The organism is Actinopolymorpha rutila (assembly GCF_013407855.1).
GTDB classification, from domain to species: domain Bacteria; phylum Actinomycetota; class Actinomycetes; order Propionibacteriales; family Actinopolymorphaceae; genus Actinopolymorpha; species Actinopolymorpha rutila.
The window spans coordinates 4,780,535-4,794,710 of the sequence record NZ_JACBZH010000001.1 but is presented as its reverse complement, the minus strand read 5'-3'; the positions used below and the strand labels follow the sequence as shown (position 1 = coordinate 4,794,710).

The following is a 14,176-nucleotide window of genomic DNA, read 5'->3' as shown; positions in this document are numbered from 1 at the left end:
CGCCAGGCCAACCGACAGACCGACCGCCCCCTGCACCCCCGCCGGAGGAGTCCCACATGTCGCTGAGTTCGCTGACCCCCGTGACGCTCGGCGAGGGCGTCCGCACCGACGGGCCGGCCGAGGGGCTGCGGGTCCGTGCTCACACGCTGCACCACGAGGGCACCGGCGTGACCGAGGCCTGGGTGGAGGTCACCAACGGCGGCGACCGCGACGTCGTGGTCGACCGGCTGGACTCGGTGACGCTCGACCTGCCCGAGCCGTCCGCGGGCGGATACGTGCTGAGCTACTACACCAGCGGCTGGGGCCAGGAGTTCAGCCCTGTCAACGAGCCGTTGCGCACTCCGCGGGTGCTCGAGTCCGTGGCGGGGCGCTCCTCGGCCACCACCCACCCCTGGTGTGCGCTGCACGCCCCGGACGGGGTGGTCGTGGTGAGCGTCGCCTGGTCGGGCAACTGGGTCCTGCGGTTCGACGAGGGAGCCGACGGCGGCGTGCGGATCACCGGCGGGCTGCACGACACCGGCTTCGCCAAGACGCTCGCGCCCGGGCAGAGCGTGCGCGGCCCCCGGGTGGTCGTGGCCACCGGCGCCGACCTCGACGACGCCTCGGTCCAGCTCGCCGAGGTGGGCCGGGTGCAGTGGTACCCACGCAACGAGTTCGCCGAGTCGCTGCCGCTGGAGTGGAACCACTGGTGGAGCTATGAGGACCACAGCATCGACGAGGACGTCTTCCGCGCCAACGTCGACGTGGCCGCCGAACTCGGGTTCGACATCGCCACGCTGGACGCCGGGTGGTTCGGGCCGTCCGACCCTGACACCCACTGGGAGGACTACCGCGGCGACTGGCACCTGGTCAACGCCCGGCGGTTCCCGTCCGGTCTACGGGCGCTCGCCGACCACGTGCACGGCAAGGGCATGCGGTTCGGGTTGTGGTGTGAGATCGAGGCGCTCGGCCCGAAGGCTTCGCTGGCGAAGGAGCGTCCGGAGCTGGTGGCCCGGCGCGAGGGGAATCCGCTGGGGTACGTCTGTCTCGGCAGTCCCGCCGCGCAGGACTGGGCGTACGACACTCTCAACCGGCTGGTCGCAGAACACGGCGCCGACTGGATCAAGTTCGACTTCAACCTCGACCCTGGCCTCGGCTGCGACCGCACCGACCACGGCCACGGCGACGGCGACGGCCTGTTCGAGCACTACACCGGCTACTACGCGGTGCTGGAGCGGGTGCGGGCCGGGCACCCCGAGGTGGTCCTGGAGAACTGCTCCTCCGGCGGCCTGCGCATCGACCTCGGACTGGCCCGCCAGACCCACCTGACGTTCCTGAGCGACCCGGACTGGCCCGAGCACGGCCTGCAGCTGCTGTGGGGCGGGTCCACCATGCTGCACCCGTCCCGGATGCTGCACTGGGGCTGGTCGCAGTGGTGGAAGTCCGACCACCCGCACCAGAACTTCGAGCCGGCCGACCCCGCGCTGACCGGCGACCAGCTCGACTACTACCGCCGGATCGCCATGGTCGGTGGGTACGGCCTGTCCTGGAAACTGCCCGAGGTGCCCGAGCCCGTGCGCGAGCGGCTGCGGGCGCTGCACGGGGAGTACCGCGAGACGGTAGCGCCGTTCGTCGCCTGTGGGGAGCTGCGCCGGCTCACCGGGCAACCGCAACGCTTCGGCGGCGGGCAGCGGTGGGCCGGGTTCCAGTACACCCTGCCCGTGCCCCCCGACGGGCCCGCCGACGTGACCGGCGACCTGACCGGCGAGGTGGCCGCGAGTGCGCCCGGTGAGGGCTCCGGCGACCACCTGCTGCTGCTGTTCCGGCTGTCCGGCGGGGAGCCGACGCGCCTCATCCGGCCACTGGCACTGGACCCGGAAGCGGAGTACGCCGTGGAGTGGACCGCTCCGGCCGGCGTCGGCGCCAACGCGGGCACCACCGACAGCGCCGACAGCGCCGACCGGCGTACGGGCGCGGACCTGCTGGCGTCCGGCTGGACCGTGTCGCTGCCCGAGGAGGGGTCGGCCGTGGTCGTCCTGCGCCGGGTCCCGGCCGAGGGGGACGGCAGCCGATGACGCCTCCGGTGGTCGAGGCGATCGACTTCTTCTACCTTTCGATGCCGCGGATCGAGGACATCGGCGACGGCAGCCAGGACATGCTGCTGGTCCGGGTGCGCGCCGGCGACCACACCGGCTGGGGTGAGTGCGAGGCTGCGCCGCTGCCGACCATTGCCGGCCTGGTCTGCCCGATGTCGCACAGCGCGTGCAAGCCGGTCGCCGCCTCCGTGCTCGGGCAGCGGCTGGCCGACCCGGCCGACATCGCCCGGATCAGCCGGGACGTCCGCGCCAACAGCCTCGACCTGCTGCAGGCCGCGCACGTGCTGTCCGGCATCGAGATCGCGCTGTGGGACCTGCTCGGGCGGCGGCTGGAGGTGCCCGTCCACACCCTGCTCGGCTACCCGCGGGCGTACCCGAAGACGGCGTACGCCTCGGCGCTGTTCGGCGACACCCCGGCGCAGACCGAGGCCAAGGCGGCGAAGGTACGCGCGGACGGTTTCCGGGCGGCGAAGTTCGGCTGGGGACCCTACGGGCGCGGCGAGGTGGCCGCGGACGCCGAGCAGGTACGCGCCGCCCGCGCCGGCCTCGGCCCCGACCGGCACCTGCTGGTGGACGCCGGCACGGTGTGGGGAGAGGACGTCGAGGCCGCCGCCGCTCGGCTGCCCGCGCTGGAGGAGTGCGACGTCACCTGGCTGGAGGAGCCGTTCGAGACCGGCGCGCTGCGGGCGTACGCCGAACTCGCCCGGCGATGCCGCGGCGTGCGGCTCGCGGGCGGGGAGGGCGCGCACCACCCGCACCTCGCCCAGCATCTGATCGACTACGGCGGGATCGGGTTCGTCCAGATCGACACCGGCCGGATCGGCGGCATCGGCCCCGCCCGCGAGGTCGCGGCCTACGCCGTGGAGGCCGGGGTGACGTTCGTCAACCACACCTTCACCTCGCCGCTGGCGCTGTCGGCGTCACTGCAGCCGTACGCCGGGCTCCCCGACCACCTGCTGTGCGAGTTTCCGGTCGAGGCGTCGCCACTGGCCCGGGCCGCCACGACGACGCCGATGGTGCCCGACGCCGAAGGGCAGTTGCACCTGCCGGACGGCCCCGGGCTCGGCCTGGAGGTCAGCCCGGACGACCTGCGGCCGTATCTGCGCGACGTGGAGATCACCGTCGACGGCACGACGCTCTACCGGACGCCGGACCTCACCGCCTGACTCGTGACTCCCCGCATCGCGGTCGGCTGCGTTGTCGTCGTCGCGGCCCTGGCTCAGATCCTGATGTCGAGTTCGGTCTCGCCCAGATCCTCGAGTTCGGTCACGAGGTAGGCGGCCGCGGTCGGTAGCTGCTCGTGTGCCACCCGGCGGCCGCGGAAGACCCACACCCGTGCACCCGTCTGGCGCTCGGGCGGATAGGTGCCGGGGTCGTCGCCGAAGACCTCCAGCCGCTGACCGCCCACCAGGTCGCGGGGGTGGTCGAGGACCCAGTCCTGCAGCAGGCCGCGGGCGGTCTCCTTCGGGTCGCGGTCGGGGATCTGGGCGAGGTCACCGGTGTCGGTGATCCGCCACGCGTCACCGGCGTGCAGTGCGATCTCGTACGAGTAGTCGTTTGCCATGACTCACACCCATCCCCGAAGTCGCTGTGGAGTGACCCGGATCGGCACGGAGAACTCCCGCGCGAGCGACTCCGGGGTCATGCCGATCGCCTCGATGCCCTTGGCGTACTTGCGAAAGTAGCGGTCCGCCTCCTCCTCGGTCGTCGGCTCCGCCGGGGCCCGAGCCTCGCCGGTCAGCACCACGACGTCGTTGCCCGCGGCGTTGCTGTCCAGGTGCAGGCCGACCCGGGGGTTGCGGGCGATGTGCCGCAGCTTCGGCTTGTCCGGCTGGCTGTGGATGAGGAACTCTCCGTTGGTCCACAGGAACCACACCAGGGTCGGAACGGGCGTGCCGTCGGCACTCACCGTGGTGAGCCAGATCAGCTCGTCCCGTTCGAGTCGCTCGGCGACGTGCGCTCCGAACTCCGTGGAGGTGTCGACCACCGTCATGAGGATCTCCCGTTCTTCCCGTCGCGACGGGAAAGCTCGACCGCCGCGCAGCGGTCCATCACCATGACCGTTCCCGTCGCGGTGGCGCGGTTGTAGGCATCCTCGTCGAGGATGCCGAGCTGGAACCACACCGCCTTGGCGCCGATCGCGATCGCCTCGTCGGCGACCGGGCCGGCGAGCTCGGATCGTACGAACACCTCGACGCAGTCGACCGGGAACGGAATGTCGGCGAGCTTGGCGTAGCCCTGTTCGCCGTGCACCGTCTCCGCGCGCGGATGCACCGGGACGATGCGCTTGCCGTGCTTCTGCAGGGTCTGGGCGACGCGGAAGGCGGCGCGTTCTGCGTTGGTGGACAGGCCGACGACGGCCCAGGTCTCACACTCGGTGAGGATCTCGTCGATGATCTGCGGATCGGTCCAGGGTCGGGTCACGCATCCGATCATGCCCGGTCGCGGCCGCTACGGCACGCGACCTGCCCGAACGGCTTCCCCGGTGAACACCGCCCGTCCGGAGGTCAGGTGATCCTCCGGACGTGAACTCCCGGTCAGGAGCGGCCGAGACCGCGGTACCTCCACCCGGCGCGGCGCCAGGTCGGGCGGTCCAGGCAGTTCTGCCCGTCGATCACGTTGGGGGTGGCGACCGTCTTCGCCAGCACGGCCGGGTCGAGCTCCCGGAACTCCTGCCAGGCGGTCAGGTGCAGGACGACGTGTGCGCCCTGGCAGGCGTCCATCACCGACTCGGCGTAGCGCAGGGTCGGGAACGACCGGCGGGCGTTGTGCATCGCCTTCGGGTCGTAGACGCTGACCGCGGCACCGTGCAGGTGGATCCGGCCGGCGACGTTGAGCGCGGGGGAGTCGCGGATGTCGTCGGTGTTGGGCTTGAACGCCGCACCGAGCACCGCGACCCGCTTGCCGATCCACTGGTTGCCGAGCACGTCGGCGGTCACGTCGACGACCTTCTGCCGGCGGCGCATGTTGATCGCGTCCACCTCACGCAGGAAGGTCAGTGCCTCCTCCGCGCCGAGCTCACCGGCCCGGGCCATGAAGGCGCGCAGGTCCTTGGGCAGACAGCCGCCGCCGTAGCCGAGGCCGGCGTTGAGGAACTGCCGCCCGATCCGGTCGTCGTGGCCGAGCGCGTCGGCGAGCAGCGTCACGTCGGCACCGGTGGTGTCGCACAGCTCGGCCATGGCGTTGATGTAGGAGATCTTGGTGGCCAGGAAGGAGTTGGCGCCGACCTTGACCAGCTCTGCGGTGGCGTAGTCGCAGACGACGACCGGGGACCCAGCGTCGATGACCGGTGCGAACACCTCCCGCAGCAGCTTCTCCGCGTACTCGGACCGGACGCCGAACACCAGGCGGTTGGGGCGCAGGGTGTCCTCGACGGCCAGGCCCTCGCGAGTGAACTCCGGGCTCCAGGCCAGCTCGACGGAAACCGGCGGCGCCAGCTCGGCGATCCGGTCGGACAGCCGGCTCGCGGTGCCCACCGGGACGGTGGACTTGCCGACGATCAGTGCGGGCCGGGTCAGCAGCGGCACCAGGCTCTCGACGGCCGAGTCGACGTAGGACATGTCGGCGGCGTACTCGCCGTCACGCTGCGGCGTACCCACGCACAGGAAGTGCACGTCGCCGAACTCCGCCGCCTCCTCGTAGGAGGTGGTGAACCGCAGCCGGCCGGACTCGACGTGCTTGCGCAGCAGCGGCTCCAGCTCCGGCTCGAAGAACGGCACGTGCCCTTCGTTGAGCGAGGCCACCTTCGCCGGCTCGAGGTCGACGCCGAGGACTTCGTAGCCCAGCTCGGCCATGCAGGCGGCGTGGGTGGCGCCGAGGTAGCCGGTACCGAGAACGGTGATGCGATAGGACACGAGTCGAGCCTCCAGCGTGCGGACTTCCCGGCGATGGTCGATGCCGGGATGATGGCCGGTGTTGCGGCCGGTGTTGGCCGGGTCCGGCGGTTGCCGGTGTCGGCGACCACGAACCCGCGACCGGCAGGCTACCGTACCCCGCCCCATCGTCGGCTGCGATTGGTAACGAAGTCGTCGCACAGCGGTCTGACCCTGGGGCGCCCGCTGGTAGTCCCCGGCCGCCGGGCGTAAGTTACCTGGCAGTAGTGTCGCCGTCGGCAAGAATGTGGAATCGCGCGCACGCGGATCGCCGAACGCCGCCAGAGCCCCGCCCGGTGACCGCCGAGGAGGTACCCGTGAACGACGTCCCGCTCTTCGCCCCCACCGACGAGCACAAGGCCGTCCGCGCCGCCTGCCGGGATCTCTGCCGCGACAAGGTGGCACCGCACGCGGCCGACGTGGACCGGAACGCGACCTTCCCCGAGGCGGCCTACGACGCGCTGCGGGCCGCGGACTTCCACGCACCGCACATCCCGGAGACCTTCGGCGGCGTCGGCGCCGACGCGCTGGCCACCGCCATCGTGATCGAGGAGGTGGCCCGGGCCTGCGCGTCGAGTTCGCTGATCCCGGCGGTGAACAAGCTCGGGACGATGCCGCTGCTCCTCGCCGGGTCGGAGGAACTGAACAAGCGCTACCTCACCCCGGTCGCCGCGGGCGAGGCGATGTTCTCGTACTGCCTGTCCGAACCCGAGGCCGGCAGCGATGCGGCGGCGATGCGCACCCGCGCGGTCCGCGACGGGGACGGCTGGCGGCTGAACGGCGTCAAGCGCTGGATCACCAACGCGGGCGTGTCCGACTACTACACCGTGTTCGCCAGCACCGACCCCGACCGCGGCGCCCGCGGCATCTCCGCGTTCGTGGTGGAGAAGACCGACCCCGGGGTGACCTTCGGCACACCGGAGAAGAAGCTCGGGATCAAGGGCTCGCCCACGTGTGAGGTCTATCTCGACGACGTACGCCTGCCGGCGAGCCGGCTCGTCGGTGTCGAGGGGGAGGGGTTCAAGCTGGCCCTGCGCACGCTGGACCACACCCGGGTGACGATCGCCGCGCAGGCCGTGGGGATCGCGCAGGGAGCGCTCGACTACGCGGTCGGCTACGTCAAGGAGCGCCGGCAGTTCGGGCAGGCGGTCGCGGACTTCCAGGGTGTGCAGTTCATGCTCGCCGACATGGCGACGAAGCTGGAGGCCGCCCGGCAGCTGACCTACGCCGCCGCCGCGCGCTCGGAGCGCTCCGACCCGGACCTGACGTTCTTCGGCGCCGCCGCCAAGTGCTTCGCCTCCGACATGGCCATGGAGGTCACCACCGACGCGGTCCAACTGCTCGGTGGCTACGGCTACGTGCAGGACTACCCGGTCGAGCGGATGATGCGCGACGCGAAGATCACCCAGATCTACGAGGGCACCAACCAGATCCAGCGGGTGGTCCTCGCCCGCCAGGTGCTGAAGTAGCCCTCCGGCTCAGCTGGTCAGCGGTCGAGCCGGTCGAGGGCGCGGCGGCCGGAGGACATCAGCCCCTCCGCCCAGACGACGTCCGGGCAGATCCAGCGTTCGGCGCATACGACGCACCGCGCCTGCCGCAGGTGCGGGACCGGCAGCACCCGCCAGACCCAGCGAACGGCGAGCCGGGACCGGTCGGGCCGGTGGTTGCGTTCGATCTCCCGGGCCAGGACCTCGACCCACTCCGAGCCGTACTCACTGGCGAGGGTGACCGAACGGATGAGGGAACGCGGGGACAACTGAGGTGTCCGCGGGGCCATGGGACGTCCTCCACGAGCGGCTTGGGTGAGCCCGCTCCGGGATATTCCGGAGCGAGGTTCCCGAGCATGTCGGCGGGAGAGCGGACCAGGCGAGGGTCCACGACGGACCTGCGGGGGACGAGGCGAGGGCCTGCAGGGACCTCACGGATCCCGCCGCCGGAACGGTCAGCCGCCAGGACGGTCAGCCGCCGGGACGGTCAGTTGTGGGGGATCAGGCTGGGCGGGATCGGTCCGCCGTCGCGCAGTGCGTGGAAGAGGTTGAGCGCCCGCTGGCGGTCCCAGCGGACCGCGCTGCCGACCGGCGTGCTCAGCGAGGTGGTGGAGACCGGCACGGTGAGTGTCGTGCCGCTGCCGGACGACAGCGACCGCATCGCCAGCCCGAACCGCGCCATGTCGACCACTGTCGTGCCCTCGCCGACGGTCAGCGCGTCGCCCGCCGACAGCCCGACCCGGGTGTAGCGAACCGGGTTGATGATCGTGCCGGGGCTCGCGGTCTTCTTCACCACCGCGGACAGGAACTGCCGCTGCCGCTCCACCCGGCCGAGGTCGCCCTTCGGGTCGAAGTAGCGGGCACGGACGTAGCCCAGCGCGTTCGGGCCGTTCAGATCCTGGCAGCCGGACGGCAGGTCGATGTGCGCCTTCTCGTCCTTGATCGCCTTGGGCAGGCACATGTTGACCCCGCCGAGTCCCTCGACCACGCCGACGAAGCCGCCGAAGCCGATCTCGACGTAGTTGTCCATCCGCAGGCCGGTGGCGTTCTCCACAGTCGCGGTGAGGAGCTTGGGACCGCCGATGGAGAAGGCGGCGTTGATCTTGTTCCGGCCGTGCCCGGGGACCGGAACGTAGGAGTCGCGGGGCAGCGACACCAGCGTCGGCGACCCGCCGAGGCTCGGCACGTGCAGGATCATGATCGTGTCCGTGCGCTGACCGGCCGCGCGCCCGGTGCCCAGGGCGTTGCGCTGCTCGGCGGTGAGGCCCTGCCGGCTGTCGGAGCCGACCAGCAGGAAGTTGGTGCCCGCACTGCTCACGGGGCGTTCGCCGGCCGGCTCGTACGGCACCTTGGTGACCCGGCTCCAGGCGATGATGGGTACGCCGATCAGGACGATCAGCCAGGCGACGAGCACGAGGAGCAGAATCCGCCGCAGCCGGAAACCCGACCGGCGGCGTCGTTGCCTGGGTTCGGGGAGCAGCCGGCCACCCGGACCCCTGGCCGGCGGGGCGGCGCGGCCTCCGCCGCGGGAACGCCCGGACGGGTCCCGCGGGTTCGAACGGCCGCGGTCGTCCCTCGGGTCGGAGTACTCGTCCCCGTAGTCGTTGCCGTAGTCGTTGGAATACCCGGCGTACTCGCCGCGGCCACCGCCGCGCTGTGAGCCGGGCGGTGGGTACTGGGGGCGCTGCCCCCGGCCGCGGTCGGGACCGGAACGGGTGGGCATCGCCTGGGTGGACTCCGGCGGCGGCGCCTCGCCCCGGCGGGCCCGGGAGCGGTTTTCGCGCGCGGATCGCTCCCGGCCGGCTCCTTGGTAGAGCCAGCCGTACTGTGGGGAGTCGCGACCTTCGTCGTCGGGTTGACGAGGTCGTTGCGAGCGGCCGCCGTTCGGCATGGAGGCACCGTACCCGTTCGGCCTGGATCCGGCACATCCAGTCGAATGCCGTCCGGTTCGGCGTGGCGGTGATGATCACGCCACGCGATGTGCTGGTATGCCGCCATGACGGGGTGGGACCAGCGGTGTGGGCCGCGCTCGGGGGATGTCCGCGGCCAGCAGCAAGGTGCGGGGCGGCGACGTCCTTCCACCCGTACCCCCGCGTCCTCCCGTACGATCGCGCACTCTGGTACCCCTGCGTCCCCCCGCGGCACCGCCTCGTCCGGTGTCTCCGCCGGGCCACGCCCCGCATCCTCCGGCCGGCCGCGGCGCGAGGACCCGCAGCGAAGCGCCGAGAGCAGCCGATGGTTCCGGCGGGCGGTCTGCCTGCTGCTGATGACGCTGGGCGCGCCCGGATCGGCGCAGTTGGTGGCGGGCAACCGCGTGGTCGGGAAGTTCGCGCTGCGGGTGGCGGCGGCCGTACTCTCCGTCGCCGTACTCCTGGCCCTGGTCGGGCTGGTCTCCCCGCGGATCCTGGTGTCCCTGATCTCCGACCCCGGCGTGCTCCGCTTCGGCCAGATCGTGCTGCTCGTCGTGGCCGTCGGCTGGCTGGCGCTGTTCGTGGACGCGTGGCGGCTCGGACGGCCGCTCCGGATGCGGCAGAAGCAGCGGCTGACCTCGACCGTCACGATGGTGGCGGCGTCCGTACTCGCGGTGAGCCTGGTGCTCACCTCCGCCCACTACATCGGGGTGGCTCGCGACTCCATCTCCCGGATCTTCGCGGGCACCACGACGACCGACCCGACCGCCGGGCGGTACAACCTCCTGCTGCTCGGGGCCGACGCCGGCAAGGACCGGGTGGGCCTGCGCCCGGACAGCATGACGCTGGTGTCGATCGACGAGCGGACCGGACGGGCCGCGATGTTCAGCTTCCCCCGCAACCTCCAGCGGGTGCCGTTCCCGCCCGGCTCGGTGATGCACAAGCAGTTCCCGAACGGCTTCGACTGCGGTGACGAGTGCCTGCTGAACGCCGTCTACACCTGGGCCACCGACCACAAGCAGCTGTTCCCCGGCGACGCGAACCCCGGAATCACCGCCACAGAGGACGCGATCCGGCAGCTGACCGGGCTGCGGGTCAACTACTACGCGCTGATCGACATGGGCGGGTTCGAGCAACTGGTCGACGCCGTCGGCGGCGTACGGGTGAACGTCAGGGCGGACGTACCGATCACCGGCCGGGACGGCGCCGTACGCGGCGTCATCAAGGCGGGTGACCAGCGACTGGATGGCTACCACGCGTTGTGGTACTCCCGATCGCGGGCGACCACCAGCGACTACGACCGGATGGCCCGGCAGCGCTGTGTGATGGCCGCCATGCTGCACCAGCTCGACCCCGCCACCGTGCTGCTGAAGTTCCAGAAGATCGCCGAGGCGGGCGAGCAGATCGTCTCCACCGACATTCCGGCCAGCGAGCTGGGCACCATGGTCGACCTCGCGCTGAAGGCGAAGCGGCAGAAGATCGTGTCGGTGCAGTTCGTGCCGCCGCTGATCAGGACCGCGCGCCCGGACTTCTCGGTGATCAGGAAGAACGTGGACGCCGCGATCGAAGCGTCCAGGCAGACGCTCAGCGCGAGCCCGACGGCGAAGGCCGCGGGCAGGCCCAGGACGGACCAGGCGTCGGGTTCGGGCTCGGGCGGCGACTCCGGCGGTACTAGTGGCTCCCGTAGCTCCGGCTCCGGCGGCGGGTCGAGCGGCGAGAGCCGGCAGGCGGTGCACGAGCTCGGCGAGGTCTGTTCCGCGGGCTGAGCGAGGCGTGACCACGGGAGAGCGGGCCGCGTGGGGCGTGCCGCCCCAGGACGGCGGCGGCTCGGCGGCTCGGTAAGTTGGTCCCCCGCCAGTCCGCCTCGGAGCTTCGGGCTGGGCGGCCACCTCACCATCCCCACCGTCCGCACCGTCTCCACCGTCTTCGTTTCGAAAGGGCCGCCGTGACGGGAACACCCCAGCCCGTACCCGCCGACACCGCCTGGCCGGGCGTCTCGGTGGTGATGCCGGTCTACAACGAGGAGCGCCACCTGCGGACCGCGGTGGCGCAGGTCCTGGCCCAGGACTACGACGGCCGGCTGGAGCTGGTGATCGCCATCGCCCCGTCCCGCGACCGCACCCAGCAGATCGCGGAGGAGATCGTCGCCGGCGACTCCCGCGTCCGGCTGGTGCAGAATCCCGCCGGCGTCACGCCGAGCGGGCTGAACGCCGCGATCAGGGAGACGACCTACGAGATCGTCGTACGCGTCGACGGGCACGGCATCCTGTCGCCTGGCTACATCCGGCGGGCGGTCGAACTCCTCGCCGAGACCGGGGCGGACAACGTGGGCGGGGTGATGGCGGCCGAGGGCGAGCCCGGCTTCGAGGAGGCGGCGGCCCGGGCGTACGTCAGCCCGATCGGGCTCGGCGGCGCCCGCTTCCACGTCGGCGGCCAGGCCGGCCCGGTCGAGTCGGTCTACCTCGGCGTCTTCCGCCGGGAGACCCTCGAGCGGCTCGGCGGCTTCGACGACACCTTCGTCCGGGCCCAGGACTGGGAGCTCAACCACCGGATCCGGCAGGCCGGCGGGACGGTGTGGTTCAGCCCCGAGCTGCGGGTGACCTACCATCCGCGGTCCAGGCTGTCCGACCTGGTGCGGCAGTTCTACCTCACCGGCAAGTGGCGCCGCGCGATCGGGCGTACGCACCCCGGTACGTTCAGCCTGCGCTACCTCGCCCCGCCGCTGGCCGTCCTCGGCTGCGCGCTGGGGCTCGTGCTCGGCCTGGTCGGTCTGCTCGCCGGCCTGCCGTGGCTGCTGCTCGGCTTCGTACTCCCCGTCGGCTACCTGCTCCTCGTGGTCGCCGCGACCCTGGTGGAGGGGCGGGGGATGTCCCTGCGCGGGCGGCTGTGGCTGCCCGTGGTGGTGGCCACGATGCACATGACGTGGGGGGCCGGCTTCCTGGTCAGCCCGCGTTCGCTCGGCCGGCGTACACCGGAACCGGCGAGGACCTGAGGCGTTCCGAGGGGCCGTTCGAGGGGATCCGAGAGGGTACGAAGGCGGTATCCCGGCTCGGGGTCTGGTCCGGGGCCGCCGGGGTCAGCGGCTGGTGGCCGAGCTGTAAGCCTTGACCACCGTCTCCGCGTCGCCGTCCATCTTGATCTGGCCCTTGTCCAGCCAGATGACCCGGGTGCAGGTGTCGGTCACGACGTCCAGGCTGTGGCTGACCAGGAACACCGACCCGGCCTCGTCGCGCAGCTCGCGGATGCGGTCCTCGCTGCGCTTGCGGAACTCCGCGTCACCGGTGGCCAGCGCCTCGTCGATCATCAGCACATCGTGGCTCTTCACCGCCGCGATCGCGAACCGCAGCCGCTGCTGCATGCCCGAGGAGTACGTCTGCATCGGCAGGTCGATGAACTCGCCGATGCCCGCGAACTCCACGATGTCGTCGTAGCGCTCTCTCGCCTGCTCGGGCGTGAGGCCCATGGCCAGGCAGCCCAGGATGACGTTGCGCTCACCGCTCAGGCCGGTCATCAGGGCAGCGTTGACGCCGAGCAGCGTGGGCTGCCCGTCGGTGAAGACCGCGCCCTTCGTCGGCGGCAGCAGCCCTGCGATGGCGCGGAGCAGGGTGCTCTTGCCGGAACCGTTGCGTCCGATCAGCCCGACGGACTCACCGCGGCGCACGGTGAACGTCACCCCGCGGATGGCCTTCACCTCGCGCAGCGCCGGGGAGTTCTCACGGTTGAGGATCCGCTTGAACGCCGCGGGGGCGTTGCCCTTGCCCGCGGTCGCGCCGTAGACGCGGTAGGTGATGTGCAGGTCGTCGACGATCACGGTCGGCGCCGCGTCCCGCGAGGTGGGCTCGCGGCGCACGGGCCGGCCGTGTGCGTCCGTCATGTCGCCGGTCAGGTGCTCAGCCACGGCCGTACTTCTCCTCGGCTCCCCAGAAATACCAGAACCCGACCACGAACCCGACGACCGCCCAGGCGACGGCGAGCTGCCAGGCGTGGTGCGGTGCGTCGTGCCGTTCGATGAACGCGTCCCGGACCAGCTCGATGTAGACCGACGCCGGGTTGGCCATCATGATCTCTTTCATGTGCGGGTTGTGCACCCGCTGTGGGATCAGGAAGAACACGCCGGAGAAATAGAGCCAGACGCGCGTGATGAACGGCAGCAGCTGGCTGATGTCGGGGATCGTGGCACCGATCCGGGCCATGGCCAGGCTCAGCCCGACGTTGAACATCGTCTGCAGCGCCAGCGCGGGAACGACCAGCAGCCACGACCAGGTGAGCGGCTCGCCGGTGGCCAGCACGATCAGGCACAGCACGACCATCGACACCAGCATCTGCTGCAGCTCGACGATCGTGGAGGAGAACGGCAGCGTCGCCCGCGGGAAGTGCAGCGCCCGGATCATGGCGAGGTTGCCGGAGATCGCCCGGGCCCCGGACGTGACCGAGCGAGTGCAGTACGACATCACGAAGACGCCGGTCACCAGGAACGCGGTGAAGTTGTCGATGTTGTGCTTGGTGTTGAACAGCACGCCGAAGATCAGGTAGTAGACCGCGGCGTTCATCAGCGGCGTGAGGACCTGCCAGAGCTGCCCGAGACGGGCGCCGGAGTACATCGTCACGGTCCGCGAGGTCGCGAAGGAGGTGATGAAGTGCCGCCGCTGCCACAGCTGCCGGATGTAGTCACCCAGCGGCGGGCGGGCCGAACTCGGCGCCAGGCCGTACTGGGCCGCGAGTTCGGACGGAGAGGCGGGGGTCGTGGTGGTGGTCACCGATGCCTCCCGGAATGCACCGAACGCATGCCGTCGAGAGTACGACATGCCCGGCGGTCGGCCGGGTTCTGCCAG

The 14,176-nt window shown here is 71.4% G+C and carries 13 protein-coding genes; 5 read left to right on the top strand and 8 right to left on the bottom strand.

The window, feature by feature from the left end:
* Nucleotides 1-56: 56 nt before the first annotated feature.
* Entirely contained in the window at nt 57-2,054 is a 1,998-nt protein-coding gene (locus F4554_RS21370) for an alpha-galactosidase (protein ID WP_179789217.1), read from the top strand.
* A complete protein-coding gene (locus F4554_RS21365; protein ID WP_179789216.1) occupies nt 2,051-3,241 on the top strand; it encodes a mandelate racemase/muconate lactonizing enzyme family protein in 1,191 nt (396 codons plus the stop codon). Before F4554_RS21370 ends, F4554_RS21365 begins: the two co-directional genes overlap by 4 nt.
* Before the next feature lie 53 nt (nt 3,242-3,294).
* Here the strand turns inward: F4554_RS21365 and F4554_RS21360 are convergent, their stop codons facing one another.
* The 4 genes from F4554_RS21360 to F4554_RS21345 form a co-directional block, all read right to left on the bottom strand.
* A complete protein-coding gene (locus F4554_RS21360; protein WP_179789215.1) occupies nt 3,295-3,639 on the bottom strand; it encodes a hypothetical protein in 345 nt (114 codons plus the stop codon).
* 3 nt (nt 3,640-3,642) lie between these two features.
* Complete coding sequence (locus F4554_RS21355; RefSeq protein ID WP_179789214.1) at nt 3,643-4,068, bottom strand: TIGR03667 family PPOX class F420-dependent oxidoreductase; 426 nt, start codon at nt 4,066-4,068, stop codon at nt 3,643-3,645.
* Nucleotides 4,065-4,499 (bottom strand): CoA-binding protein, encoded by a 435-nt coding sequence (locus F4554_RS21350; RefSeq protein ID WP_337796148.1) that lies wholly within the window; start codon nt 4,497-4,499, stop codon nt 4,065-4,067. The genes F4554_RS21355 and F4554_RS21350 overlap by 4 nt, the downstream gene beginning before the upstream one ends.
* Nucleotides 4,500-4,612: 113 nt before the next feature.
* Nucleotides 4,613-5,929, bottom strand: a complete 1,317-nt coding sequence (locus tag F4554_RS21345; RefSeq protein WP_179789212.1) for a nucleotide sugar dehydrogenase — start codon at nt 5,927-5,929, stop codon at nt 4,613-4,615.
* A gap of 335 nt (nt 5,930-6,264) precedes the next feature.
* On the opposite strand from F4554_RS21345, the gene F4554_RS21340 reads away from it, so the two are divergent.
* Entirely contained in the window at nt 6,265-7,416 is a 1,152-nt protein-coding gene (locus F4554_RS21340) for an acyl-CoA dehydrogenase family protein (protein WP_337796147.1), read from the top strand.
* Between the two features lie 17 nt (nt 7,417-7,433).
* Here the strand turns inward: F4554_RS21340 and F4554_RS21335 are convergent, their stop codons facing one another.
* Both F4554_RS21335 and F4554_RS21330 read right to left on the bottom strand, forming a co-directional pair.
* Complete coding sequence (locus F4554_RS21335) at nt 7,434-7,724, bottom strand: hypothetical protein (RefSeq protein WP_179789210.1); 291 nt, start codon at nt 7,722-7,724, stop codon at nt 7,434-7,436.
* A 197-nt stretch (nt 7,725-7,921) separates the two neighbouring features.
* Nucleotides 7,922-9,325 (bottom strand): LCP family protein, encoded by a 1,404-nt coding sequence (locus F4554_RS21330; RefSeq protein WP_238341374.1) that lies wholly within the window; start codon nt 9,323-9,325, stop codon nt 7,922-7,924.
* Nucleotides 9,326-9,700: 375 nt separating this feature from the next.
* Here F4554_RS21330 and F4554_RS21325 point away from each other — a divergent pair, with 375 nt between their 5' ends.
* Nucleotides 9,701-11,110, top strand: coding sequence for an LCP family protein (locus F4554_RS21325; RefSeq protein WP_179789209.1), 1,410 nt, complete (start codon nt 9,701-9,703; stop codon nt 11,108-11,110).
* A 179-nt stretch (nt 11,111-11,289) separates the two neighbouring features.
* Nucleotides 11,290-12,336 carry a glycosyltransferase family 2 protein gene (locus tag F4554_RS21320; RefSeq protein ID WP_337796146.1) on the top strand — a complete coding sequence of 349 codons (1,047 nt, stop codon included), beginning with the start codon at nt 11,290-11,292 and terminating at the stop codon, nt 12,334-12,336.
* Between the two features lie 84 nt (nt 12,337-12,420).
* On the opposite strand, the gene F4554_RS21315 is transcribed toward F4554_RS21320, so the two are convergent.
* Together F4554_RS21315 and F4554_RS21310 are read right to left on the bottom strand one after the other, a co-directional pair.
* A complete protein-coding gene (locus tag F4554_RS21315; protein ID WP_337796145.1) occupies nt 12,421-13,242 on the bottom strand; it encodes an ABC transporter ATP-binding protein in 822 nt (273 codons plus the stop codon).
* Nucleotides 13,235-14,101: an ABC transporter permease gene (locus F4554_RS21310; protein WP_337796144.1), complete on the bottom strand. Its 867-nt coding sequence runs from the start codon at nt 14,099-14,101 to the stop codon at nt 13,235-13,237. The genes F4554_RS21315 and F4554_RS21310 overlap by 8 nt, the downstream gene beginning before the upstream one ends.
* Between the last annotated feature and the right edge of the window lie 75 nt (nt 14,102-14,176).